This window comes from Micromonospora sp. NPDC018662 (assembly GCF_044391475.1).
GTDB lineage: Bacteria > Actinomycetota > Actinomycetes > Mycobacteriales > Micromonosporaceae > Micromonospora.
Map to the genome: position 1 here is coordinate 449679 of NZ_JBISAC010000002.1, position 24581 is coordinate 474259.

22 protein-coding genes and 3 tRNA genes are annotated in these 24581 nt (G+C 69.9%); all 25 read right to left on the reverse strand.

Annotated features, from left to right (window positions below):
- Positions 1 to 204: 204 nt before the first annotated feature.
- Entirely contained in the window at positions 205 to 2301 is a 2097-nt protein-coding gene (fusA, locus tag ACH495_RS07465) for an elongation factor G (RefSeq protein ID WP_107157436.1), read from the reverse strand.
- Positions 2302 to 2377: 76 nt separating this feature from the next.
- On the reverse strand, positions 2378 to 2848 hold the full coding sequence (rpsG, locus tag ACH495_RS07470; protein ID WP_077938296.1) for a 30S ribosomal protein S7: 471 nt from the start codon (positions 2846 to 2848) through the stop codon (positions 2378 to 2380).
- A gap of 1 nt (position 2849) precedes the next feature.
- Entirely contained in the window at positions 2850 to 3224 is a 375-nt protein-coding gene (gene rpsL, locus ACH495_RS07475) for a 30S ribosomal protein S12 (RefSeq protein WP_007465318.1), read from the reverse strand.
- Between the two features lie 490 nt (positions 3225 to 3714).
- A complete protein-coding gene (locus ACH495_RS07480; protein WP_396857331.1) occupies positions 3715 to 4086 on the reverse strand; it encodes a hypothetical protein in 372 nt (123 codons plus the stop codon).
- A gap of 607 nt (positions 4087 to 4693) precedes the next feature.
- Positions 4694 to 5062 carry a hypothetical protein gene (locus tag ACH495_RS07485; RefSeq protein WP_396856884.1) on the reverse strand — a complete coding sequence of 123 codons (369 nt, stop codon included), beginning with the start codon at positions 5060 to 5062 and terminating at the stop codon, positions 4694 to 4696.
- On the reverse strand, positions 4998 to 5240 hold the full coding sequence (locus tag ACH495_RS07490) for a hypothetical protein (RefSeq protein WP_396856885.1): 243 nt from the start codon (positions 5238 to 5240) through the stop codon (positions 4998 to 5000). The genes ACH495_RS07485 and ACH495_RS07490 overlap by 65 nt, the downstream gene beginning before the upstream one ends.
- 91 nt (positions 5241 to 5331) lie before the next feature.
- The gene (locus tag ACH495_RS07495; RefSeq protein ID WP_396856886.1) at positions 5332 to 9219 is read right to left on the reverse strand and encodes a DNA-directed RNA polymerase subunit beta'; all 3888 of its coding nucleotides are present in this window, start codon (positions 9217 to 9219) and stop codon (positions 5332 to 5334) included.
- Between the two features lie 80 nt (positions 9220 to 9299).
- Entirely contained in the window at positions 9300 to 12731 is a 3432-nt protein-coding gene (locus ACH495_RS07500; RefSeq protein ID WP_396856887.1) for a DNA-directed RNA polymerase subunit beta, read from the reverse strand.
- 572 nt (positions 12732 to 13303) lie between these two features.
- The gene (rplL, locus tag ACH495_RS07505; protein WP_089155263.1) at positions 13304 to 13693 is read right to left on the reverse strand and encodes a 50S ribosomal protein L7/L12; all 390 of its coding nucleotides are present in this window, start codon (positions 13691 to 13693) and stop codon (positions 13304 to 13306) included.
- Between the two features lie 54 nt (positions 13694 to 13747).
- Entirely contained in the window at positions 13748 to 14296 is a 549-nt protein-coding gene (gene rplJ, locus ACH495_RS07510; protein WP_396856888.1) for a 50S ribosomal protein L10, read from the reverse strand.
- A gap of 315 nt (positions 14297 to 14611) precedes the next feature.
- Positions 14612 to 15304, reverse strand: a complete 693-nt coding sequence (locus ACH495_RS07515) for a hypothetical protein (RefSeq protein ID WP_396856889.1) — start codon at positions 15302 to 15304, stop codon at positions 14612 to 14614.
- Positions 15301 to 16161: an ATP-binding cassette domain-containing protein gene (locus ACH495_RS07520; protein ID WP_396856890.1), complete on the reverse strand. Its 861-nt coding sequence runs from the start codon at positions 16159 to 16161 to the stop codon at positions 15301 to 15303. The genes ACH495_RS07515 and ACH495_RS07520 overlap by 4 nt, the downstream gene beginning before the upstream one ends.
- Before the next feature lie 80 nt (positions 16162 to 16241).
- Positions 16242 to 16958, reverse strand: coding sequence for a 50S ribosomal protein L1 (gene rplA, locus ACH495_RS07525; RefSeq protein ID WP_396856891.1), 717 nt, complete (start codon positions 16956 to 16958; stop codon positions 16242 to 16244).
- An 85-nt stretch (positions 16959 to 17043) separates the two neighbouring features.
- Positions 17044 to 17475 (reverse strand): 50S ribosomal protein L11, encoded by a 432-nt coding sequence (rplK, locus tag ACH495_RS07530; RefSeq protein ID WP_107157429.1) that lies wholly within the window; start codon positions 17473 to 17475, stop codon positions 17044 to 17046.
- A gap of 149 nt (positions 17476 to 17624) precedes the next feature.
- The gene (gene nusG / locus ACH495_RS07535) at positions 17625 to 18347 is read right to left on the reverse strand and encodes a transcription termination/antitermination protein NusG (protein WP_343445047.1); all 723 of its coding nucleotides are present in this window, start codon (positions 18345 to 18347) and stop codon (positions 17625 to 17627) included.
- 35 nt (positions 18348 to 18382) lie between these two features.
- Positions 18383 to 18787, reverse strand: a complete 405-nt coding sequence (gene secE / locus ACH495_RS07540) for a preprotein translocase subunit SecE (protein WP_091065734.1) — start codon at positions 18785 to 18787, stop codon at positions 18383 to 18385.
- Positions 18788 to 19002: 215 nt separating this feature from the next.
- A tRNA-Trp gene (locus ACH495_RS07545) sits at positions 19003 to 19075 on the reverse strand.
- Between the two features lie 127 nt (positions 19076 to 19202).
- Positions 19203 to 19595, reverse strand: coding sequence for a MaoC family dehydratase (locus ACH495_RS07550; RefSeq protein WP_343445046.1), 393 nt, complete (start codon positions 19593 to 19595; stop codon positions 19203 to 19205).
- Between the two features lie 2 nt (positions 19596 to 19597).
- Positions 19598 to 20044, reverse strand: coding sequence for a MaoC family dehydratase N-terminal domain-containing protein (locus ACH495_RS07555; RefSeq protein WP_396856892.1), 447 nt, complete (start codon positions 20042 to 20044; stop codon positions 19598 to 19600).
- Positions 20045 to 20164: 120 nt separating this feature from the next.
- Complete coding sequence (gene rpmG / locus ACH495_RS07560) at positions 20165 to 20332, reverse strand: 50S ribosomal protein L33 (protein WP_396856893.1); 168 nt, start codon at positions 20330 to 20332, stop codon at positions 20165 to 20167.
- A gap of 131 nt (positions 20333 to 20463) precedes the next feature.
- Positions 20464 to 20536: transfer RNA gene (locus ACH495_RS07565), tRNA-Met, on the reverse strand.
- 25 nt (positions 20537 to 20561) lie between these two features.
- Positions 20562 to 20634, reverse strand: a tRNA-Thr gene (locus tag ACH495_RS07570).
- 95 nt (positions 20635 to 20729) lie between these two features.
- The gene (locus tag ACH495_RS07575) at positions 20730 to 23258 is read right to left on the reverse strand and encodes a putative bifunctional diguanylate cyclase/phosphodiesterase (protein ID WP_396856894.1); all 2529 of its coding nucleotides are present in this window, start codon (positions 23256 to 23258) and stop codon (positions 20730 to 20732) included.
- 590 nt (positions 23259 to 23848) lie between these two features.
- Positions 23849 to 24085: a hypothetical protein gene (locus tag ACH495_RS07580; protein WP_396856895.1), complete on the reverse strand. Its 237-nt coding sequence runs from the start codon at positions 24083 to 24085 to the stop codon at positions 23849 to 23851.
- Positions 24086 to 24380: 295 nt separating this feature from the next.
- Complete coding sequence (locus ACH495_RS07585; protein WP_396856896.1) at positions 24381 to 24524, reverse strand: hypothetical protein; 144 nt, start codon at positions 24522 to 24524, stop codon at positions 24381 to 24383.
- Positions 24525 to 24581: the final 57 nt, after the last annotated feature.

Here is a 24581-nt window from a genome sequence, read left to right on the forward strand (position 1 = left end):
TTCTTGGTTCGTTCGCCCCGGTGCGCCGGTCGGCGCGTAGGACTCTGTCGACAGCCTTTCCGGCCAGACGGCCGGATAGCCTTTGTGGGTTCTGCGGCGATGAAGCCTACAGGCCCGGATTCACACAACCCGACCGAGGTGGCCGCGGGCGGGAGAACCCTCCCGCGACCAACCCCGGATCACCGGGTCAGCTCGGGGTGAGCGTCACTCACCCGTCGCCTTGGCGATGATCTCCTTCGCCACGCTCTGCGGCACTTCGGCGTAGGAGTCGAACTGCATGCTGTAGCTAGCCCGGCCCTGGGTCTTCGACCGCAGGTCGCCGACGTAGCCGAACATCTCCGACAGCGGCACCAGAGCCCGGACGACGCGAGCGCCGCTGCGCTCCTCCATCGCCTGGATGATGCCCCGCCGGGAGTTGAGGTCGCCGATGACGTCACCCATGTTCTCCTCGGGAGTGGTGACTTCAACGGCCATCATCGGCTCGAGCAGTGCGGGGTCGGCCTTGCGGGCCGCCTCCTTCATCACCATCGAGCCGGCGATCTTGAACGCCATCTCGGACGAGTCGACCTCGTGGTACTGGCCGTCCAGCAGCGTCAGCTTGAGACCCACCAGCGGGAAGCCGGCGAGAATGCCGTACTGCATGGCGTCCTGGGCGCCGGCGTCCACCGACGGGATGAACTCCCGCGGGATGCGGCCACCGGTCACGGCGTTCGCGAACTCGTAGGTCGGCGAGTCGTTGCCCATGGGCAGCGGCTCGAGGCTCACGATCACGCGGGCGTACTGGCCGGACCCACCGGTCTGCTTCTTGTGGGTGTACTCGACCTTGTCCACCTTGCGGCGGATGGTCTCGCGGTAGGCCACCTGCGGCTTGCCGATGTTCGCCTCGACGTTGAACTCGCGGCGCATCCGGTCGACCAGGATGTCCAGGTGCAGCTCGCCCATGCCGGAGATGACCGTCTGACCGGTCTGGTCGTCCAGCTTGACGCGGAAGGTCGGGTCCTCCTCGGCCAGCCGCTGGATGGCGGTGCTGAGCTTCTCCTGGTCGGCCTTGGTCTTCGGCTCGATGGCCACCTCGATGACCGGCTCCGGGAACGTCATCGACTCGAGGATGACCGGGTTCGCCGGGTCGCACAGGGTGTCACCGGTGGTGGTCTGCTTCAGACCCTGGACCGCGATGATGTCGCCAGCCTTGGCGGAGCCGCGCTCCTCCCGCTTGTTGGCGTGCATCTGGTAGATCTTGCCGATCCGCTCCTTGCGGTCCTTGGTGGAGTTGACCACCTGGGACCCGGACTCGACCACGCCGGAGTAGACCCGGACGTAGGTGAGCTTACCGAGGTGCTTGTCGGTCTGGATCTTGAACGCCAGGCCGGAGAACGGCTCGGAGGGGGACGGCTTCCGCAGCATCGGCGTCTCGCCGTCGGTGGCCGTACCCTCGATCGCCGGGACGTCCAGCGGCGACGGCAGGAAGTCGATGACGGCGTCGAGCATGGGCTGGACGCCCTTGTTCTTGAACGCCGAACCGCAGAGCACGGGGTTGGCCTTGCCGGCGATGGTGGCCCGGCGGATGGCGGCCTTGGTCTCCTCGGCGGAGATCTCCTCGCCCTCCAGGTACTTCTCCATCACCGAGTCGTCGACGTCGGCGAGGGTCTCCATCAGCTTCTCGCGCCACTCGGCCGCGGAGTCGGCCAGCTCGGCCGGGATCTCCTCGATCGCGTAGTCCTCACCCTTCTGGGTCTCCCCGCGCCAGGTGAGGGCGCGCATGCCGATCAGGTCGACGACGCCGATGTGGTCGCCCTCGAGGCCGATCGGGATCTGGAGCACCAGGGGGGTGGCGTTGAGCCGGTCGATCATCATCTGCACGCAGCGGAAGAAGTCGGCGCCGGTCCGGTCGAGCTTGTTGACGAAGCACATGCGGGGGACGTTGTACTTGTCCGCCTGCCGCCAGACGTTCTCCGTCTGGGGCTCCACACCGGCCACGCCGTCGTACACCGCGACCGCACCGTCCAGAACACGCAGCGACCGCTCCACCTCGACCGTGAAGTCGACGTGGCCGGGCGTGTCGATGATCTGGATCGTGTGGCCCTTCCACTCGCACTTCGTGGCGGCGGAAGTGATGGTGATACCGCGCTCCTGCTCCTGCTCCATCCAGTCCATGACGGCGGCGCCCTCGTGGACCTCGCCGATCTTGTACGTGATGCCGGTGTAGAAGAGGATTCGCTCGGTGGTCGTGGTCTTACCGGCATCGATGTGCGCCATGATGCCGATGTTGCGTACGTTGGCGAGCGCGTCTGCGGCGGCCACTTCAATCCCTACTTATCGTCGTCTCGACACAACTGGTGGTGGTTCCGGCGCCTGGTGGGCGCCGGAACCTCAGGTGTTACCAGCGGTAGTGCGCGAAGGCCTTGTTGGACTCGGCCATCTTGTGCGTGTCCTCGCGCCGCTTGACGGCGGCGCCGAGGCCGTTGCTCGCGTCCAGCAGCTCGTTCATCAGCCGCTCGATCATGGTCTTCTCGCGCCGGGCCCGGGAGTAGGTCACCAGCCAGCGCAGACCGAGCGTGGTCGCACGGGCCGGCCGGACCTCGACCGGAACCTGGTAGGTGGCGCCACCGACCCGGCGGCTGCGCACCTCGAGGGTCGGCTTCACGTTGTCCATCGCGCGCTTGAGCGTGACGACGGGGTCGGTGCCGGACTTCTCGCGGCAGCCCTCCAGGGCGGCGTACACGATGCGCTCGGCGAGCTGACGCTTGCCGCGCAGCAGGATCTTGTTCACCAGCTGGGTGACCAGGGGCGAGTTGTACACCGGGTCAGCGACCAGCGGCTTCCGCGGAGCGGGTCCCTTACGCGGCATGTCAGCTCTTCTCCTTCTTCGCGCCGTAGCGGCTGCGAGCCTGCTTGCGGTTGCGGACACCCTGGGTGTCCAGCGAGCCGCGAACGATCTTGTACCGCACGCCGGGGAGGTCCTTCACACGGCCGCCACGCACGAGCACGATCGAGTGCTCCTGCAGGTTGTGGCCGACGCCCGGGATGTAGGCGGTCACCTCGATCTGGCTGCTGAGCTTGACACGAGCGACCTTGCGCAGCGCCGAGTTCGGCTTCTTCGGGGTGGTGGTGTACACGCGGGTGCACACACCGCGCCGCTGGGGAGACCCCTTGAGCGCAGGGGTCTTGGTCTTGGTCGTCTTGGCCTGTCGGCCCTTTCGGACCAGCTGCTGAATGGTGGGCACCGGGTTTCTCCGCTCCCTTCGGCCGCTGCGAGGCGACCGCGCCGTCTGCTCTTAGCCGGCCTGATGGACGGCTCTCCTACATTCCAGCCGGGGCCACCTGACGGGGGTCCCAGCACCCGCGGTCGGGCGTGTCGCCCGAGTCACGGTCCCGGTGCCGGCCGCTGACGCGTCGTACCGGATTTTGGTCTTTGGTGGTGCGACCACACGATCACCGACTGAGCGGCTCCAGCGCACGCACGCATTGCCCGGGCGAGCCCGGGCGCAAGGGGAAAGAGTACCTACCACAGCCGCGCCGGTCAAAACGGATCGACTCGGGAGGACTGCGCCGCAGCCCCACCGGTCGGCTTCCGGATCACCGGTGCGCCCCCGACAGGCACCTACGGACACAAGTGTACCGGCTCGTCCGGCCGGCGGCCCGGCGGCCCCGGCACCGGGCGGACCCCGGAGACCCGGACATCTCCCCCTCAACCGGTCAGCGACACGCGAGCGGTCACGTGATCTGCACCACCAGGGCGATCCCGAGCCCGAGCAGGCTCAGCAGGAGCCCCACCGCACCGCAGCTCAGCCCGGCCACGGCCAGGCCGCCACCGGTGAACCGGACCGCCGGCGGCGGCGCCGGGCGCCGGATCTGCCGGCGGGCGAGCAGCCAGGCCACGATCGCCCCGACCCCGGCCAGCGCCCCGAGCACCGTGAAGGCGCCGGCCGCCCACGCGCCGCCGTAGTCCGGCCCGGCGATGCCGAAGCAGAGGACCAGCAGCGACACCAGGATCGAGGCGATGCCGGTGACCAGCGAGCCGATCGCCAGCCCGGAGGTGACCGGCGGCACGTCCAGGTGGACCACCCCGAACGGGGTGCCCGGCACCGCGTCGACCCGCTTCGGCGGCCGGGGCGCCTCACGCGGGGGCGGCGGGAGCGCCGGCGGCCCCCACCCGCTGCCGTGGCCGGGCCCGTGTCCCGGGTACGCCCCGGGCGACGGCTGCCCCGGGTGGTACGCCGGGCCGTGCGGGTACCCCCCGGTCGGGGCGGAGTGCGGATCGTGCGCGCCCCCGTGCTGCGGCCCCGGGTGGTACGGCGTGGCGGCCGGGTCGAGCGGCCCCGGCCGGTACGGCCCCGCGGGCGGCCACGGCCCCGGCGGCGCGGACTGCGGTTGGGCCGACTGCGGCGGCGCGGACTGCGGCCGCGCGTCGGCCGGACCGTCGGGTCCCGGCGTCGACGGCGGGGAAGCGGGCGGCGGGAACGACTGCGGGTGCTGCGGCGCGGCCCAGGGGCTGACCGGGTCGGGACCCGGCGACGCGGCGGCGTCCGGTCCGGCCCCGGGACGGGTCGGGTCGCCTCCCGGCGGCGCAGCCGGTTCCGTCACAGGGGCCTCCCGAGTCCACATGCCTCACCCGCCGCGCGGCGGACACCGGCCAGGCTACCGCCGCCGGTCACGGCCGGGTGGGCCGGCGCGGCACCACTCCCCCGCCCGGTCAGTCGAAGGTGGGGGCGAAGTCGTGCCCGAACGAGGCGTCGGCGTGCCGGACCACCCCGATCACCACCGCGGCCACCACCGCCACGGCGGTCAGCACCAGGCCGACCCGGGCCAGCCGCTCGCCGCGGCGCAGCCAGTCGGCGCCGGTCAGGTAACCCCCCGAGGCGTACGCCTCCCGGCGGGCCTGCCGGGCCAGGGTCAGCGCGAGCGTGGCCGGCACCACCCCGCCGACGAAGAACCCGGTCAGCGCCCCGATCAGGCCGAGGGCGAAGACCGCGCGGGCCTTGGTCGAGCGGACCGGCTCAGGATCGTGCGGATGGCGATGCGCCTGCGGCACGACGGGCACCTGCCCGGGCACGGTCGTCATGTCCCCCATTGTGCCCCGATCCGACCGGCGGTTCGGCGAAGCGGCCGGCCCGAAACAGAAGCAGCGCCGCCACGACCACCACGACAGCCTCGACGAGCAGCACCGCCCGGTAGTCGACCACACCGATCAGGTACGCGCCGAGCGCGATCGACGCGGTCTGCGTGACGGTCGTGGTCACCTCGAAACCTCGAGAGGTTTCTCTTCAGATGGCGCACCGGAGACACGACGAGGCCCCCGGCATCCGCCGGGGGCCTCGTCGTTCGTGCGGGTTAGCGGTACGACCCGAAGTCGAAGTCGTCCAGCGGCACCGCCTGGCCGCTGGCCGGCCCGAAGCCGTAGTCGGTCTCCGGGTAGCCGGTCATCGAGTAGACCTTGGCCTTCGCCTCCTCGGTCGGCTCGACCCGGACGTTGCGGTACTTGCTGATGCCGGTACCGGCCGGGATGAGCTTTCCGATGATCACGTTCTCCTTGAGGCCGATCAGCGAGTCGCTGCGGGCGTGGATCGCCGCGTCCGTCAGCACCCGGGTGGTCTCCTGGAAGGAGGCCGCCGACAGCCAGGAATCCGTGGCCAGCGAGGCCTTGGTGATACCCATCAGCACCGGACGACCGGCGGCGGGCTCGCCACCCTCACCGACGAGTCGGCGGTTCTCCGACTCGAACAGCGCCCGGTCGACCAGCACGCCCGGCAGGAACTCGGTCGAGCCGGAGTCGATGACCGTCACCCGCTTGAGCATCTGGCGGATGATGATCTCGATGTGCTTGTCGTGGATGAGCACACCCTGCGAGCGGTAGACCTCCTGGACCTCCTGGGTCAGGTGGACCTGGACCGCGCGCGGGCCGAGGATGCGCAGCAGCTCGTGCGGGTCGATGGTGCCCTCGGTGAGCTTCTCGCCGACCTCGACGTGGTCGCCGTCGTGCGCCCGGAGCCGGACCCGCTTCGAGATCTTGTCGTAGACGATCTCGTCGCTGCCGTCGTCCGGGATGACCACGATCTTGCGGGACCGCTCGCCGTCCTCGATCCGGATGCGACCCGGGGTGTCGGCGATGGGCGCCTTGCCCTTCGGCACCCGGGCCTCGAAGATCTCCTGGACACGGGGCAGACCCTGGGTGATGTCCTCACCCGCGACACCACCGGTGTGGAAGGTACGCATCGTCAGCTGCGTACCCGGCTCACCGATCGACTGGGCGGCGATGATGCCGACCGCCTCGCCGACGTCCACGGTCTTGCCGGTCGGCAGCGAGCGGCCGTAGCACGCACCGCAGACGCCCAGCTTCGACTCGCAGGTGAGCACGCTGCGCACCCGTACCGTCTCCACGCCGGCGGCGACGATCGCGTCGACGCCGATGGAGTTGATGTCCTGGCCGCGGTGCGCCACCACGGTGCCGTCCGGCCCCTTGATGTCGTCGGCCAGCGTCCGGGCGTGCACGCTGGTCTCGGCGTGCTCGTGCACGACCAGCTTGCCGTCCAGGTGCTCACCGATCTGCATCGGGATGGCCCGGTCGGTGCCGCAGTCCTCCTCGCGGATGATGACGTCCTGCGAGACGTCCACCAGACGACGGGTCAGGTAACCCGAGTCGGCGGTACGCAGGGCGGTGTCCGCGAGGCCCTTACGGGCACCGTGCGTGGAGATGAAGTACTCCAGCACGGACAGACCCTCCCGGTACGAGGCCTTGATCGGCCGCGGGATGATCTCACCCTTCGGGTTGGCCACCAGACCACGGATCGCCGCGATCTGCCGGAGCTGGAGCAGGTTACCGCGGGCACCCGAGTTGATCATCTTCCACAGCGGGTTCTCCTGCGGCAGCGCGGTGTCCATCTCCTTGGCGACCTCGTTGGTCGCCTTGGTCCAGATCTCGATCAGCTCGCCGCGGCGCTCCTCGGCGGTCATCAGACCACGCTGGTACTGCTTGTCGATCCGGTCGGCTTCCTTCTCGTACCGCTCCAGGATCTCCCGCTTGCGCGGCGGAGCGATGACGTCCTCCATGCCGATGGTGACGCCGGACCAGGTGGCCCAGTGGAAACCGGCCTCCTTGAGCCCGTCCAGGGTGGCCGCCAGGGCCACCTTCGGGAAGCGCTCGGCGAGGTCGTTGACGATCGCGGAGAGCTGGCCCTTGCGGATCTCGTAGTTCACGAAGCGGTAGCCCGGGGGCAGCGTCTCGTTGAACAGGACCCGGCCCAGCGTGGTCTCCACCGTCACCGGCTCGCCCTCGACCCAGCCCTCGGGCGCGGTCCACGGCTCGGCGCCGGCGCCGTTGTCGACCCCGACCACGTCGTGCAGCCGGATCTTGACCGGGGTCTGCAGGTGCAGCTCGCCGTTGTCGTACGCCATCCGCGCCTCGGCGTCCGAGCTGAACGCCCGGCCCTCGCCCGTGCCACCCGGAGTGAGGTGGGTGAGGTGGTAGAGGCCGATGACCATGTCCTGGGTGGGCATGGTGACGGGCTTGCCGTCGGCCGGCTTGAGGATGTTGTTCGACGACAGCATCAGGATCCGCGCCTCGGCCTGGGCCTCGGCGGACAGCGGCACGTGGACCGCCATCTGGTCACCGTCGAAGTCGGCGTTGAACGCGGTGCAGACCAGCGGGTGGATCTGGATGGCCTTGCCCTCGACCAGCTGCGGCTCGAACGCCTGGATGCCCAGCCGGTGCAGGGTCGGCGCGCGGTTCAGCAGCACCGGGTGCTCGCCGATGACCTCTTCCAGCACGTCCCACACGACCGGGCGCTGCCGCTCGACCATCCGCTTGGCGGACTTGATGTTCTGCGCGTGGTTGAGGTCGACCAGCCGCTTCATCACGAACGGCTTGAACAGCTCCAGCGCCATCTGCTTGGGCAGGCCGCACTGGTGCAGCTTGAGCTTCGGGCCGACCACGATGACCGAACGGCCGGAGTAGTCGACGCGCTTGCCCAGCAGGTTCTGGCGGAACCGGCCCTGCTTGCCCTTGAGCATGTCGGAGAGCGACTTCAGCGGCCGGTTGCCCGGGCCGGTGACCGGACGACCACGACGACCGTTGTCGAACAGCGCGTCGACGGCCTCCTGGAGCATCCGCTTCTCGTTGTTGACGATGATCTCGGGCGCGCCGAGGTCGATCAGTCGCTTGAGGCGGTTGTTCCGGTTGATCACCCGGCGGTAGAGGTCGTTCAGGTCGGAGGTCGCGAAGCGGCCACCGTCGAGCTGCACCATCGGGCGCAGGTCCGGCGGGATGACCGGGACGCAGTCCAGCACCATGCCGAGCGGGGAGTTCCGGGTGTTCTGGAACGCCGCCACGACCTTCAGCCGCTTGAGCGCGCGGATCTTCCGCTGGCCCTTGCCGGAGCGGATGGTCTCGCGCAGGTTCTCCGCCTCGGCGCCGAGATCCATGTTCTGGACCAGCGCCTTGATGGCCTCGGCGCCCATGCTGCCGGTGAAGTACTCACCGAAGCGGTCGCGCAGCTCGCGGTAGAGCAGCTCGTCGGTGACCAGCTGCTTCGGCTCCAGCTTGCGGAACGTGTCGAGGACCTCGTCGAGGCGGTCGATCTCGCGCTGGGCCCGGTCGCGGATCTGGCGCATCTCGCGCTCTCCGCCCTCCTTGACCTTGCGCCGGACGTCCGCCTTCGCGCCCTCGGCCTCCAGCTCGGCCAGGTCGGCCTCCAGCTTGGCGGCCCGCTTCTCGATCTCCGAGTCGCGGCTGTTCTCCGACTGCCGCTTCTCGGCCAGGATCTCGTTCTCGATGGTCGAGAGGTCACGGTGACGCGACTCGGCGTCCACGCTCGTCACGACGTACGAGGCGAAGTAGATGATCTTCTCGAGGTCCTTGGGGGCGAGGTCCAGCAGGTAGCCCAGCCGGCTCGGCACGCCCTTGAAGTACCAGATGTGGGTCACCGGAGCGGCCAGCTCGATGTGACCCATCCGCTCCCGGCGAACCTTGGAGCGGGTCACCTCGACGCCGCAGCGCTCACAGATGATGCCCTTGAAGCGGACCCGCTTGTACTTACCGCAGTAGCACTCCCAGTCCCGCTGCGGACCGAAGATCTTCTCGCAGAAGAGCCCGTCCTTCTCCGGCTTGAGGGTGCGGTAGTTGATGGTCTCGGGCTTCTTGACCTCGCCGTGGGACCACTGACGGATGTCGTCGGCGGTGGCGAGACCAATGCGCAGCTCGTCGAAGAAGTTGACGTCGAGCACTGTGTCCCCTATGTCGTCGTCTGTACTGCTAGCTAACGGGCGGGATCGGGGGCCGGCGAGCCGGCCCCCGAATCACCGCCTCAGACCTCTTCGACCGAGCTCGGCTCGCGCCGGGACAGGTCGATGCCCAGCTCCTCCGCGGCCCGGAACACCTCGTCGTCGGTCTCGCGCATCTCCAGGGCCACACCGTCGCTGGAGAGCACCTCGACGTTGAGGCACAGCGACTGCAGCTCCTTGAGCAGCACCTTGAACGACTCCGGGATGCCCGGCTCGGGGATGTTCTCGCCCTTGACGATCGCCTCGTAGACCTTGACCCGGCCGAGGACGTCGTCGGACTTGATGGTCAGCAGCTCCTGCAGGGCGTAGGCGGCGCCGTACGCCTGCATGGCCCAGCACTCCATCTCGCCGAAGCGCTGGCCACCGAACTGCGCCTTACCACCCAGCGGCTGCTGCGTGATCATCGAGTACGGGCCGGTCGACCGGGCGTGGATCTTGTCGTCGACCAGGTGGTTGAGCTTCAGGATGTAGACGTAGCCGACCGCGATCGGGTCGGGCAGCGGCTCGCCGGAACGACCGTCGAACAGCTGCGCCTTGCCGGTGCGCCCGATGAGCTGCTTGCCGTCCCGGTTGGGCAGGGTCGACGCCAGCAGGCCGGAGATCTCCTCCTCGCGGGCACCGTCGAAGACCGGGGTGGCCACGTTGGTGTCCGGCTCGGACTCGTGCGCGTTGATCGACTTGAGCTGGCGCTTCCACTCCGCGTCGTCGCCGTCCACGCTCCAGCCGGTCTTGGCCACCCACCCGAGGTGGGTCTCCAGGACCTGACCGATGTTCATGCGGGAGGGCACACCGAGCGGGTTCAGCACGATGTCGACCGGGGTGCCGTCCTCCAGGAACGGCATGTCCTCGACCGGCAGGATCTTGGAGATGACGCCCTTGTTGCCGTGGCGGCCCGCGAGCTTGTCACCGTCCTGGATCTTGCGCTTCTGGGCCACGTAGACCCGCACCAGCTCGTTCACGCCCGGGGGCAGCTCGTCGCCGTCCTCGCGGGAGAAGGTACGCACACCGATGACCGTGCCGGTCTCGCCGTGCGGCACCTTCAGCGAGGTGTCCCGGACCTCACGCGCCTTCTCACCGAAGATCGCGCGGAGCAGCCGCTCCTCCGGGGTCAGCTCGGTCTCGCCCTTCGGCGTGACCTTGCCGACCAGGATGTCGCCGGGGACGACCTCGGCGCCGATCCGGATGATGCCGCGCTCGTCGAGGTCGGCGAGCATCTCCTCGCTGACGTTCGGGATGTCGCGGGTGATCTCCTCCGGGCCGAGCTTGGTGTCCCGGGCGTCGACCTCGTGCTCCTCGATGTGGATCGAGGTGAGCACGTCCTGCTGCACGAGGCGCTGCGACAGGATGATCGCGTCCTCGTAGTTGTGGCCCTCCCAGCACATGAACGCCACGAGCAGGTTGCGCCCGAGCGCCATCTCGCCCTCGTCGGTGCAGGGACCGTCGGCGACGACCTGGCCGGCCTCGACGCGGTCACCCTCGAAGACGACCGGCTTCTGGTTGACGCAGGAGCCGGCGTTGGAGCGGCGGAACTTGTGCAGCAGGTACGTCCGGCGGTGGCCGTCGTCCTGGTGCACGGTGATGTAGTCCGCGCACAGGTCCTCGACCACACCGCCGACCTCGGCGACGACCACGTCGCCGGCGTCCACGGCCGCCCGGTATTCCATGCCGGTGCCGACCAGCGGGGCCTCGGCCTTGACCAGCGGCACCGCCTGACGCTGCATGTTCGCGCCCATGAGCGCGCGGTTGGCGTCGTCGTGCTCCAGGAACGGGATCATCGCGGTGGCGACCGAGGTCATCTGCCGCGGCGACACGTCCATGTAGTCGACGGCCCCGGGCGCCACGTCCTCGGTCTCGCCGCCCTTACGGCGGACCAGGACGCGGTCCTCGGCGAACGTGCCGTCCGACCGCAGCGGCGCGTTGGCCTGCGCCTTGACGAACCGGTCCTCCTCGTCCGCGGTCAGGTAGTCGATCTGGTCGGTGACCCGACCGTCGATGACCTTCCGGTACGGCGTCTCGATGAAGCCGAACGGGTTGACCCGGGCGAACGTGGAGAGCGCGCCGATCAGGCCGATGTTCGGGCCTTCCGGCGTCTCGATCGGGCACATCCGGCCGTAGTGGGACGGGTGCACGTCCCGGACCTCGAAGCCGGCCCGCTCACGGGACAGACCACCCGGGCCGAGCGCGCTCAGCCGGCGCCGGTGGGTCAGACCCGCCAGCGGGTTGGTCTGGTCCATGAACTGGGACAGCTGCGACGTGCCGAAGAACTCCTTGATCGCCGCCACCACCGGGCGGATGTTGATCAGGGTCTGCGGCGTGATCGCCTCGACGTCCTGGGTGGTCATCCGCTCGCGGACGACCCGCTCCATCCGGGAGAGACCCACCCGGACCTGGTTCTGGATCAGCTCGCCCACGGTGCGCAGGCGACGGTTGCCGAAGTGGTCGATGTCGTCGGCCTCGTAGCCGTCCTCACCGGCGTGCAGCCGGCAGAGGTACTCCACGGTGGCGACGATGTCGTCCTCGGTCAGCGTGCCGGTGTTCATCGGCACGTCGACTTCGAGCTTCTTGTTGAACTTGTAGCGCCCGACCTTGGCGACGTCGTACCGCTTCGGGTTGAAGAAGAGGTTGTCGAGCAGGGTCTGGGCGTTCTCACGGGTCGGCGGCTCGCCAGGGCGGAGCTTCCGGTAGATGTCGAGCAGCGCCTCGTCCTGGCCGGCGATGTGGTCCTTCTCGAGCGTGGTCATCATGAGTTCGGACCAGCCGAACTTCTCGCGGATGCGCTCCGCGGACCACCCGATGGCCTTGAGCAGGACGGTGACGGCCTGCCGACGCTTGCGGTCGATGCGTACGCCGACCGTGTCGCGCTTGTCGATGTCGAACTCCAGCCAGGCACCCCGACTCGGGATGACCTTGACGCTGGAGAGGTCGCGGTCGGAGGTCTTGTCCGGCTGCTTGTCGAAGTAGACGCCCGGCGAGCGGACGAGCTGGCTGACCACGACGCGCTCGGTGCCGTTGATGATGAAGGTGCCCTTCGGCGTCATCATCGGGAAGTCACCCATGAACACCGTCTGGCTCTTGATCTCGCCGGTGGTGTTGTTGGTGAACTCCGCGGTCACGAACAGTGGCGCGCAGTAGGTCAGGTCCTTCTCCTTGCACTCCTCGATCGAGGCCTTGACCTCGTCGAAGCGCGGAGCGGAGAAGGAGAGCGACATGGTGCCGGAGAAGTCCTCAATGGGACTGATCTCGTCGAGGATCTCCGCGAGACCCGAGCGTGCGTGCGGGTCGTCCGCCGACCGGCCCTGCCAAGCCTCGTTGCCGACGAGCCAGTCGAAGGACTCGTTCTGAATGGCGAGGAGGTTGGGGACCTCGAGGTGTTCGGTGATCCGGCCGAATGAAACTCGGCGGGGTGCGAAAGCGCTCGACGTACGACTGGTCTTCGCAGGGCGGGAAGCTGCCAAGATGCGTCCTTCCGAGGACCGGTGCTGCAGAACGGCTGGTACGCGTGCACTCCAATGACCCCACCAGAAATATCCGCAATCGGACATTTCCGAGCAGGGGTCAAGTCGGAAGGCAGCGCAAACTAGCAGTGTAGCCGAGAGGCTAACCGCTGTCCAGCCCACCCCGCAGGTCGTCGCGGAACAAGCCCTGGAACCTCGGAAAACCGGGTCCCCCGGGCCGCTCGGAACGCGACGCTCCTGCCGGTCCGCTCGGGAGCCGCGGCGGTGGTGCTGCCGTTGCCCTTACCCGAGTGGCGGCCGTTGCAAGCGCGGAAGGTCTTGCTGATGCCAGCGTGCCTGCCGGCCGGTGCCGCGTCAAGGGCCGGTTACCGCTCAGAGTGTCTTTCCCACCGACGGGCGACCGGCCCCGCGTCGCTGAGAGGCGGGTACGAGGAACCTGTACGCCCTGCTCACGACGCTTCCAGTGGGTGACATCAAGACAGCGGGCGGTGACCCGTTTCCGGATCACCGCCCGCTGCGACGCGATGTGCCCCGGCTCACGTGAGCCGGACGCGCGTCAGGTCAACACAAGGTCACTTGAGGGTGACCTTGGCGCCCTCGCCCTCGAGCTTGGCCTTGGCCTTCTCGGCGGTCTCCTTGTTGGCCTTCTCCAGGACGGCCTTCGGAGCGGCCTCGACCAGGTCCTTGGCCTCCTTGAGGCCCAGGCCGGTCAGCTCACGCACGACCTTGATGACCTGGATCTTCTTGCCACCGTCGGCGTCGAGGATGACGTCGAACTCGTCCTTCTCCTCCTCGGCCGGGGCGGCGGCAGCGCCACCGGCACCGCCGGCCGCGGCGACCGCGACCGGAGCGGCGGCGGTGACCTCGAAGGTCTCCTCGAACTGCTTCACGAACTCGGAGAGCTCGATCAGCGTCATCTCCTTGAACGCGTCGAGCAGCTCGTCAGTGCTGAGCTTCGCCATGTCTGGCGTCCTTTCTCAAAATGGAAACTAAGAACGTGGGTGCGCCGCGGGGCCTCAGGCCGCCTCGGCGCCCTCCTGCTCGCGCTTCTTGTCCGCCAGGGCGGCCGCCGCGCGGGCGGCCTTGGAGAGCGGAGCCTGGAACAGGGCCGCAGCCTTGCTCAGGTTGCCCTTCATGGCGCCGGCCAGCTTGGCCAGCAGCACCTCGCGGGACTCCAGGTCGGCGAGCTTCGTGACCTCGGCCGCGGAAATGGCCTTGCCCTCGAAGACACCGCCCTTGATGACGAGCTTCGGGTTGGCCTTCGCGAAGTCGCGAAGCCCCTTCGCCGCCTCGACGACGTCGCCCGAAACGAAAGTCAGCGCGGTAGGACCGGTGAACAGCTCGTCGAGGCCGGAGATGCCCGCATCGGACGCGGCACGCTTGGCCAGCGTGTTCTTCGCGACCGTGTAGCTGGTCTCCTTGCCGAGCGAGCGTCGCAGCTGGGTGAGCTGCGAGACCGTCAGTCCGCGGTACTCGGTGAGCACGGTGGCTCCCGAGGTGCGGAAGCTCTCGGTCAGCTCGGCGACGGCCGTGGCCTTGTCGGCCCGGATCGGCTTGTCCGCCATGTCCCTCCTCTCTCGTTGCTCGGAGCTGGTACGCCGGCGACGAGGAATCGCGACGGCGGCGGAGGCACCACGACAACGAAAAAGCCCCGGCGCGGGGCGCACGGGGCGAGGGCCGGGATCATCGCGCACAGTCGGCGGACCGTGCCGTGACACCGAGTTTCGCTTGCCGCCCTGCGCGGGTCGCCCGTCGTCGCGGGACCTTCGACCGTGCCGGGGCACGGTGACCAGCGGTCTTTGGGTGGAACTACCGCCCCAGGTTACGCGACCGCGCCACTCGCGCCAAATCGCCCCCGCGTGGGCCCGGTCACCCGGCGGTCAGGCGCGGGTGCGCCGCCCCCAGGCGTAGCCGGCCAGCGCCACCGTCACCCACAGCGCCGCCCAGCCGGTGAGCAGCAGGCCGGTGCCGGGCGGGACCGGGCCGGTGACCGCCCGCGCGGTCGCCATCACCGGTGGGACCACCCACGGCACCACCGAGTCGGACAGCCCGCACACCACCACCCCGACCGCGCCGACCGCCAGCACGGCCGCACCGTAGCCGGCGCTGCGGGTGATCGCCCGGCTGGCCAGCGCGCCGAGAGCCACCGCGGCCGGCAGCGCGAGCAGGTGCGCCCAGAGGCCGAGCGCCACGCCGACGAGCGCCGGCCGGCCCGCCGGCCCGCTCGCCGCCGACACCGCGCCGAGCGGCCACGGCATCGCCAGCGCGACCGCCACCACGACGAGCCCGGCCACCAGCGCCGCGAGCAGGCCGGCCACCCGTTCCCGGGCCGGCCCGACCACCACCCGGGCCAACCGGCGCTGCACGTCGGGTTCGACGTCCAGCAGGATCTTGGTCTGCCAGGCCAGCACCGGGAAGATCACCACCGCGGAGACGCCGTAGACGTCCGCCGGCCGGGCCCCGCCACCGCCGCCGTAGAGGATGCCCAGGACGAGCAGGCCGGCCAGCACCGGCGCGAGCGCCCGTCCGGTACGCACGAAGCCGGCCAACCGCAGCCGGACCAGGGCGATCACCGGGTCACCTCCGACGTCGCGCCGGAGCGGTCGACGCCGGCACCCGGTGTCTCCGGGCCGGCGTCGGACCCGGCGCCCGCCGGGTCGCCGAGACCCGGCCCGGGTGGCGTGGCGGGGGCGGGGACGGCGTGGTCGCGTACCCGAAGGACGTGGTGGCCGTCGGCGCGCAGGCGGGCGACGGCGGCGGCGACCCCCGCGGCCGGCACCGCCAGCTCGACCACCGCGACGGCTGCGCCCCCGGACGAGGCCGTCTCGGTCAGCGTGCCGTCGGTGACCGACCACTGCCGGGCGCCGGGCAGGCGGACCGTCTCGCCCCGGTGGTCGCTGACCAGCACCGCACCGCCACCGGCCAGCACCTCGCCGATCATCTCGGGGACCAGCTCGCGGGCCGCCGCGTCGAGACCCTCCCAGGGCTCGTCGAGGATCAGCAGGCCGGGCGGGCGCAGCAGCGCCTGCGCCAGGCCGACCTTCTGCGCGGTGCCCTTGGAGAGCTGCGGCAGGCGCACGTCGGAGAAGCGGGTCAGGCCCAGCCGCTCCACCCAGTGACGCACCGCCCGGTCGGCGGCGGGACCGGGCAGGCCGGCGACGCGGCCCATGGCGGCCAGGTAGGCGCCGACGGTGAACGGCTGGTCGGCGGGGAACCGCTCCGGCACCCAGCCGACGGCCGCCGGCCGGTCGACCACCCGCCCCCGGCTCGGCCGCAGCACCCCGGCGGCGAGCTGGAGCAGCGTGGACTTGCCCGCGCCGTTGCGGCCGAGCACGACCGCGACCTCGCCCGGATCGATTGTCGCGTCGATCTCTCGCAGCACCCACGGGCCGTGCCGGTGGTAGCGGAGCCAGACGCCGTCGAGCCGCATGCGCCGAGCCTGCCACAACGGACAGACGGACGGGGCCCCGCCACGTGGTGGTGGCGGGGCCCCGTCCGGGAAGCGCGTGCTCAGCCCTCGGCCGAGCCCTCCTGCAGGTTCTTGATCACCTTCGGGTCGACCGGGACGCCCGGGCCCATGGTGGTGGTCAGGGTGACCTTCTTGAGGTAGGTGCCCTTGGCCGCGGACGGCTTGGCGCGGAGCACCTCGTCCAGCACCGCGGCGTAGTTGTCGACCAGCTGGTTCTCCGAGAAGGAGGCCTTGCCGATGATCAGGTGCAGGTTGGAGTGCTTGTCCACCCGGAAGGTGATCTTGCCGCCCTTGATGTCCGCGACGGCCTTGGTGACGTCCATGGTCACGGTGCCGGTCTTCGGGTTCGGCATGAGACCGCGCGGGCCCAGGATCCGCGCGATCCGGCCGATCTTGGCCATCTGGTCCGGCGTGGCGATCGCCGCGTCGAAGTCCAGCCAACCACCCTGGATACGGGCGACCAGCTCGTCGGTGCCCACCTCGTCCGCACCCGCGGCGGCGGCCTCCTCGGCCTTCGCGCCGGCGGCGAAGACGATCACGCGGGCGGTCTTACCGGTGCCGTGCGGCAGGTTGACCGTGCCGCGGACCATCTGGTCCGCCTTGCGGGGGTCGACGCCGAGGCGCATCGCGACCTCGACCGTGGCGTCGAACTTGACGTTGGTGTTCTCCTTGGCCAGCTTGACGGCCTCGGCGGGGGCGTAGAGCTTCGACCGGTCGATGACCTCGGCGGCCTTGCGGTAGCTCTTGCTGCGCTGCATTTCTGGTGACTCCTGTGGTCTCTGGCGGGCGCGCGGGACTCGCGGCCCTCCCACGAACGGATCGGGTGGAGCGGGTACGACGAGATCAGTCGGCGACGGTCAGGCCCATCGACCGGGCGGTGCCGGCGATGATCTTCTCGGCCTGCTCGATGTCGTTGGCGTTGAGGTCCGCCATCTTCTTCTCGGCGATCTCGCGCAGCTGGGCGCGGGTCACCGAGCCGACCTTCTCCTTGTGCGGGACGCCCGAGCCCTTCTGCACGCCGGCGGCCTTGATCAGCAGCCGGGCGGCGGGCGGGGTCTTCAGCACGAAGGTGAAGGTGCGGTCCTCGTAGACGCTGATCTCGGCGGGGACGACGTCGCCACGCTGGGACTCGGTCTGCGCGTTGTAGGACTTGCAGAACTCCATGATGTTCACGCCGTGCTGGCCGAGCGCGGGGCCGACCGGCGGCGCCGGGGTGGCCTGGCCCGCCGGCAGCTGAAGCGTGAACGTCTTGACGAGCTTCTTCTTCGGAGGCATGTCTCTTCCTGGGGCTTGAAACTGGGATTCTCCGCCGCCGCGGGCGCGCACGGTCAGCGCGGTGCGGACGGCCGACGTTCAAGAGTAGCGCAGTCCGACGCGACACCGGCGGCCGACCCTCGTGGGCCGACCGCCGGTGCGGACGTGCGTCAGATCTTGGCGACCTGGTTGAAGTTCAGCTCGACCGGGGTCTCCCGGCCGAAGATCGACACCAGCACCTTGAGCTTCTGCTGGTCGGCGTTGATCTCGCTGATCGTCGCCGGCAGCGACGCGAACGCGCCGTCGGTGACGGTGACCGAGTCGCCGACCTCGAAGTCGAGGACCTTGATCTCGGGCTTGGCCTTCTTCTGCTCGGTCTCGACCGCCGGGGCGAGCCACTTGAGCACCTCGTCGAGGCTCAGCGGCGCCGGCCGGTCGGCCCGGTCGGTGGCGCCGACGAAGCCGGTGACCCCCGGGGTGTTCCGGACGCAGGAGTAGGACTCCGCGGTCAGCTCCATCCGGACCAGGATGTAGCCCGGGAAGACCTTCGCCTGGACCTGGGACCGCTTGCCGTTCTTGACCTCGACCTCTTCCCGGGTCGGCACCTCGACCTGGTAGATGTAGTCCTCCATGTCGAGGGACGTGATCCGGGTCTCGAGGTTGGTCTTGACCTTGTTCTCGTAGCCGGCGTACGAGTGCACCACGTACCAGTCGCCGGGCGCGTAACGCAGCTTCTGGCGCAGCTCGGCGACCGGGTCGAAGTCTTCCTCCGGCGCCGGCTCGGTGGTCGGGAACTCCGGCTCGCTGGCGGCCTCGACCGACTCGTTGTTGGCCGCCGTCGCCACCGCGGACTGCTCGTCCGGGGTCTCGGCGGTCTCGTCGTACTCAGGCACGCTCGCTCACTTCCGTCAGTATTACTGTGCGCAGGTCAGCTGGGGTTGCCGAAGACCCACAGCACCGCCTTGGCGAAGCCGTAGTCCAGACCGGCCACGATCGCCAGCATCACCGCCACGAAGGTGACCACCACGGCGGTGTAGGTCAGCAGCTCCTTGCGGGTCGGCCAGATGACCTTACGCAGCTCGGCCACGACCTCGCGGAAGAACCGCGCGATGCGGGCGAACAGCCCGATCCGCTCGGTGTCCTTGCGGGTCTTCCGGCCCTCGGCCGGCTCGGCGTGGGCCCGCTTACGGGTCGCGGTGCCACCCCGGGAGACCGGCTCGTCCGCGTCGGCGGCGTCGTCGGCCACGTCGTCGTCGGCCACGCCGTCGACGGTTGCGTCGTCGTTCAGACGCTCGTCGCCGTCGTCCTCGCCGCGCCGCTTCTTCTCGGCCACTTCGCCCTCCGTGCGGGTATGGGGTCGCACGCCGGGCGGCGTGCGCGGCGTGTTGGTCACGCCGGCCGGACCAACCGTCCCGCGACGGGCCGCGGCCGGCGGACCGGCTGGGAGGGCCCCGAACGCCTCGGAACCACCCCACCGGTGCCACCACCACGGGCCGGACGCCGCCGCGAACGGCGGCGCGACCCACGGGAACGGTCAGGCCTGAGGCGCAGGGGTGACAGGACTTGAACCTGCAGCCTGCGGTTTTGGAGACCGCTGCTCTGCCAATTGAGCTACACCCCTGTGCGGCAACTCACCTCCACCCGGACACGTTGTGTCGAGCGGGGGTCACTTGCCCCACGGCGGACCAGTGTACGGGTAGTCGTGCGACTTTCCCAACCGGTCCACCCCCAGCGCGTCGGACCGGTTCTCAGCCTGTCGTCCGGATCAGCGCCCGCGCCTGCGACAGCACCTTCTCGCCCCGACAGGTCGCGGTGATGTCGAGCCTGGTCAGGCCCGCCTCGGTGACCTCCTTGACCACGGCGGCGACCTCGATCTCGGTGCCCTCGTCGGTGTCCGGGACGACCACCGGCCGGGTGAACCGGACGCCGAAGTCGACCACCGCGTCCGGCGCGCCGGCCCAGCCGGCGACCGCGCGGCCCACCAGGGCCATGGTGAACATGCCGTGGGCGATGACGCCGGGCAGGCCCACCCCGGTGGCGGTGCGGTCGCTCCAGTGGATCGGGTTGAAGTCCCCCGAGGCGCCCGCGTAGCGGACCAGGTCCGCCCGGGTCACCCGGAACGTCTGGACGGGCAGTTCCATGCTCACGCCTCCCCGCGTACGACGATCTTGGACCAGACCGCGACCACCGGCTCACCGGCCACGGTGCTCACGTCGGTGCGGGTGGTCAGGAAACCGTGCCCGCCGCGGCTGGTGACGTCCTCGATGACGTTGACGCACACCAGCTCGTCGCCGGCCACCACCGGCCGGGTGTACGCGAACCGCTGGTCGCCGTGGACCACCCGGCTGTAGTCGACGCCCAGCGCCGGGTCCTCGATGATCTGCCGGCTGGCCGCCATGGTGACGATCACCGGGAAGGTCGGCGGCGCGACCACGTCGGGGTGGCCGAGCGCGCGGGCCGCCTCCGGGTCGTGGTGCACCGGGTCGGTCGCGCCGACGGCGGTGGCGAACTCGCGGATCTTTTCTCGGCCCACCAGGTAGGGGGCGGTCGGCGGATAGGTCCGGCCGACGAAGGACGGGTCCAGGGACATGCCGCGAACCTACACGGAAACACGAACGCCGATCCGCGCGGTCGGGCGGCCTTCTCAGGCCGTCGACCGGGACGGATCGGCGTACGGAAGCTGCTGCGGACCGGCGACGCCGGTCGGGCGTCAGCGGGTCTCGCGGTGGACGGTGTGCTTGCCGTCCCGGGGGCAGAACTTCTTCATCTCAATGCGGTCCGGGTCGTTACGGCGGTTCTTGCGCGTGATGTAGTTGCGCTCCTTGCACTCCACACACGCCAAAGTGATCTTCGGCCGGACATCGGTCGCCTTCGCCACGGCGGAGTGCCTTCCTCGCTCAGGACATCAACTACGGCGTGTCAGCTTACGCGCTGACCACGCGGACATGCAAAGTGGGCGCCCTGTGGCGCCCATCCCACCGACCACCGGACCAAACCGGAGGACGAGAGTAGCGGTGGCCGGACTTGAACCGGCGACACAGCGATTATGAGCCGCTTGCTCTACCATCTGAGCTACACCGCCGTGGCGGGTCCAGCCGGACCCTTTGAGCCCCCTTACGGAATCGAACCGTAGACCTTCTCCTTACCATGGAGACGCTCTGCCGACTGAGCTAAGGGGGCCTGCTCGATCACCCTTCGGGTGTCGCGCAGAGGAAACAGTACACGACCACGTCGCGGAGGTGAAATCGGATCCCCCCGACAGGTGTCGCGCCTGTTCAGGGCACCACACGCAGGCGTGGCAGCTCCCCCGCGACGGCCGCCTCGGGGTCGACCTGGGCGCCGAACCACGCCTCCAGACGCTCGTACGGCAGCGGCCGGCTGAACAGGAAGCCCTGGCCGATCTCGCAGCCGATGTCCTGGAGCAGCTCCAGCGTCAGCTCGCTCTCCACACCCTCGGCCACCACCGTCAGGCCGAACTGCTGGGAAAGCGTCACCACCGCGTTCACGATGGCCAGGTCGCCCGGGTCGGTCGCCATGCCCTGCACGAACGACCGGTCCACCTTCACCTCGTGCACCGGCAGCCGGCGCAGTTGGGCCAGCGACGAGTTGCCGGTGCCGAAGTCGTCCACCGAGAGCCGCACCCCGAGATCGCGGAGGCTGCGCAGGATCGGGACGGGCCGTTCGGTGCCGTCCAGCACGCCCGCCTCGGTGATCTCCAGGGTGAGCCGCTGCGGCGGTACGCCGTACTCCGCCAGCAGGTCCCGTACCAGCGCCGGGAAGTGCTGGTCGTTGAGCGTACGGGCGGCGAGGTTGACCGCGACGGAGAGCGGCTGCTCGCCGTGGCTCCAGTCGCGGCTGCGCCGCAGGCTCTCCCGCAGCACGAACTCGGTGAGCCGGCCGAGCTGGCCGGTGTGCTCGGCCACCGCCACGAAGTCGTCGGGCGAGACCGTGCCGTGCGCCGGGTGCTCCCAGCGCGCCAGGCACTCCACGCCCACCAGGCGGCGGTCCCGCAGCGTGACCTTGGGCTGGAAGTAGACCTCCAGCTCGCCGTCCGCCAGCGCCCGTTGCAGGTCGCCGGCGAGACCGAGCCGGCGCAGCGAACGCGACTCCAGCGCCGGGCTGTAGAGCTGCACGCTGCCCGGCACCGACTTCGCCGCGGTGGCGGCCAGGTCGACGCGCTGGAGCAGCGCCACCGCGTCCCCACCGTGGTCGGGGTGGACGGCCACGCCGACGGCGGTGTCCACGTCCAGGGTGAGCGCGTCGAAGACCATCTCGTCGCGGATCTGCTCCCGGAGCTGGGCCGCCAGCTCCAGCGCCGCCTCGGCGCCCTCCAGCCGGAGCGTCACCAGGAACTCGTCGCCGCCGGCGCGACCCACCAGCGCCGAGGAGGGCGCGCAGGCGCGCAGCCGTTCGGCCACCTCGACCAGCACCTTGTCGCCGGCCGCGTGCCCCAACGACTCGTTGACCTGACGCAGCCGGTCGACGTCGAAGAGCAGCAGCGCCACCACCTCGCCGGGCGCGCGGATCTTGACCGCCTCCCCCACCGCCGCGATGAGTCGACGCCGGTTGGGCAGCCTGGTCAGCGTGTCGTGCTCGGCGTCGTGCCGCAGCCGGTCGACCAGGCGGGAGTTCTCCAGCGCGACCGCGGCGTGCGCGGCGACCGTCTCCAGCAGCGGCACGTCGGTACGGCTGAACGAGTTGCTGGCGCCGAGCCGGTTGGCCACCTCGAGCGTGCCGACGACCGCCTGCCCGGAGCGGAGCGGCACCACGATGACGTCCTTGACCCGCTGCTCGGTGAGCGCGGTGCGCAGTTTCCCGTCCGCGCCGGCGCCGCGGGTGAGCACCAGCGTCTGCCCGTCCCGACGGACCTGCTCACGCAGGGCGGCGGGCGTGGGCGCCACGTCGAGCAGCCCCGGATCGGCGATCCGGGAGGTCAGCAGCACCTCCGGGTGCCGGCGCTGCGCCGGCAGCCAGAGCGTCGCGTATTCCGCCTGGAGCATCGCCCGGACGCGGCCCAGCAGGGCGTCGGCGAGCGTGCCGTCCTGGCCGCTGCCGCTGACCGCGCGGCTCAACTCGTACATGTCGGAGAGTGTGCGGTGCTGCCGGAAGAACTGCGCGTACGCGCGGTAGATCAGCGTCAGCGCAGTGATCAGCGCGGACAGCAGGACCAGCGACCACCAGTTCGAGGTGATCAGGATCAGGACGATCAGCCCGGCGACGATCTGGATACCGGCGGAGAGCAGCGCGGAGGGCGCCCTGCGGAACGCGTCGCGGCCGGTCTGCCAGCCCTGGAGCAGCGTGTAGACGCCGGCCACCGACGTGATGCTGACCAGGTTGACCATGATGGCGGCGGTGAACAACGTCAGCCAGGTGCGCGGGCCCACGCCCTCGACCGGGGGCAGCACGTGCAACACCAGCACGGCGAGCGAGGAGCCGGCCGCCGCGCGGGCGACGTTGAACCAGAACTTCGCCACGCCCATCCGGTGCCACAGATGGGTGAGGATCGCGGCCCCGGTATAGATCGCGACCACCGTCAGCGGACGCGTCAGATAGAACGCGAGCACCAGCGGGATCTCGGTGATCGTCACACCGAGCGACTGGCGTCGGACGGTGAAGTTGAGCACCGGAAGCCCGGCGGCGACCATGGCCACCAGCAGCAGCGCCGCCAGTGGCCAGCCGCCGAACGGATGGTCGCTGATCAGACCGGTCACCGTCGAGCAGACGATGGCGAAGAGGATGAGTGGCCCGGTGATCAGCCAAGCGTGATCATTGGACCGCGCACCCTTGACGGGCTGTGCGGACATGCCGCCCCTTCCGTCGATCGACCTTCGCCTGCTCGGACGGGACGGTGATCGTCAGCGAGTTGCAGGCATGTTCCAGATGACGTCTGCGGTCTGCATGTCGCCGAGCTCCGGCCCTGCGCCGACCAGGACGCCACTCATGACGGCGGCAAAAACCAGCATTGAGCCAAGCAGCCGGCCCAGTCTTCGACCAGACATGTTCGCTCTCCTGTCGGGGATGGGACACCGGGGATGGTGGAGGTTCCACGATCGTGCCACAGGGCCCGCACGCAGGAAAGCGGTGGGAACAGGCCCGATCCGACCGTCGAGAAGGTTTCGCCGATCGGCCCGGTGCCAGAGGGACGCGTAGCCAGATCAGCGGGCTCAGGGGCCCCGCGGTCGTCCGTCCATTGCGTATTCCGACCTTCAACGCGAACTGATCTAGGCGGCCTCGAAACGATCGGGCCGCTGCACCCGGTCGCGCTCCCCATCCCGTGGCGCGGACGACCTTGGGCATAGACCACCATACCTATATCTCGCCGGAGCACCAGAGGGCGATACGGGTCAATCGCTGGCGAATCACCGACACATCCCTCCTCACCTGCCGTTGCGCCTCAGTCATCCGCCGGCATCGGCCACACGTCCCGCGCGTCGTTGAAGGCCGCCCCCGGCGGCGGCTCGACCGTGAGCGACCGAAGTCGGCCCGGCACCGCACGGAGCCGGCCCGGCAGCGCCGCCACCCCGCGACGCGTCGACCGCCACAGCCACCGCGAGAAGCAGACGACGGCGACGACCGCGGCGAGGCCCAGCACGTGGACCAGCACCAGGCCGAGCAGGCCGACATAGAGCATGACCGCACGGTACGACCTCTTCCCGGTACGGCGGGCGCCGGCGCTCAGAGGATCGTCGGGCGTTCGTTCCTCAGGTGGCCCTGCTCGTCCCCAGACCTCCCGGTCGCAGTCCGGTCCGGCGAGCCGTCGCCGCAGTGGAACTTCTCGTCAGGCACCCATGGTGTTCCAGTCGCGCTCCCGGACGACCGTGAGTGGAACGCCATGGGTGTCTCCGGCGCCTTGATGCACCCATGGCGTTCCACCCGAGGACCACCCGGCCGGTGGGTGGAACGCCATGGGTGCGTGGGCGCTGGCCTCATGCCAGGCGTTGGATGCGGACCTGCGGGCGTTCGTTCCTCAGGTGGCCCTGCTTGTGCTGGCGTACCTGCTCGTCCCAGACCTCCCAGTCGCAGTCCGGGTCCGGCGAGCCGTCGCCGCAGTGGAACTTCTCGTCAGACACCCATGGCGCTCCAGTCGCGCTCCCAGACGACCGTGAGTGGAACGCCATGGGTGCGTG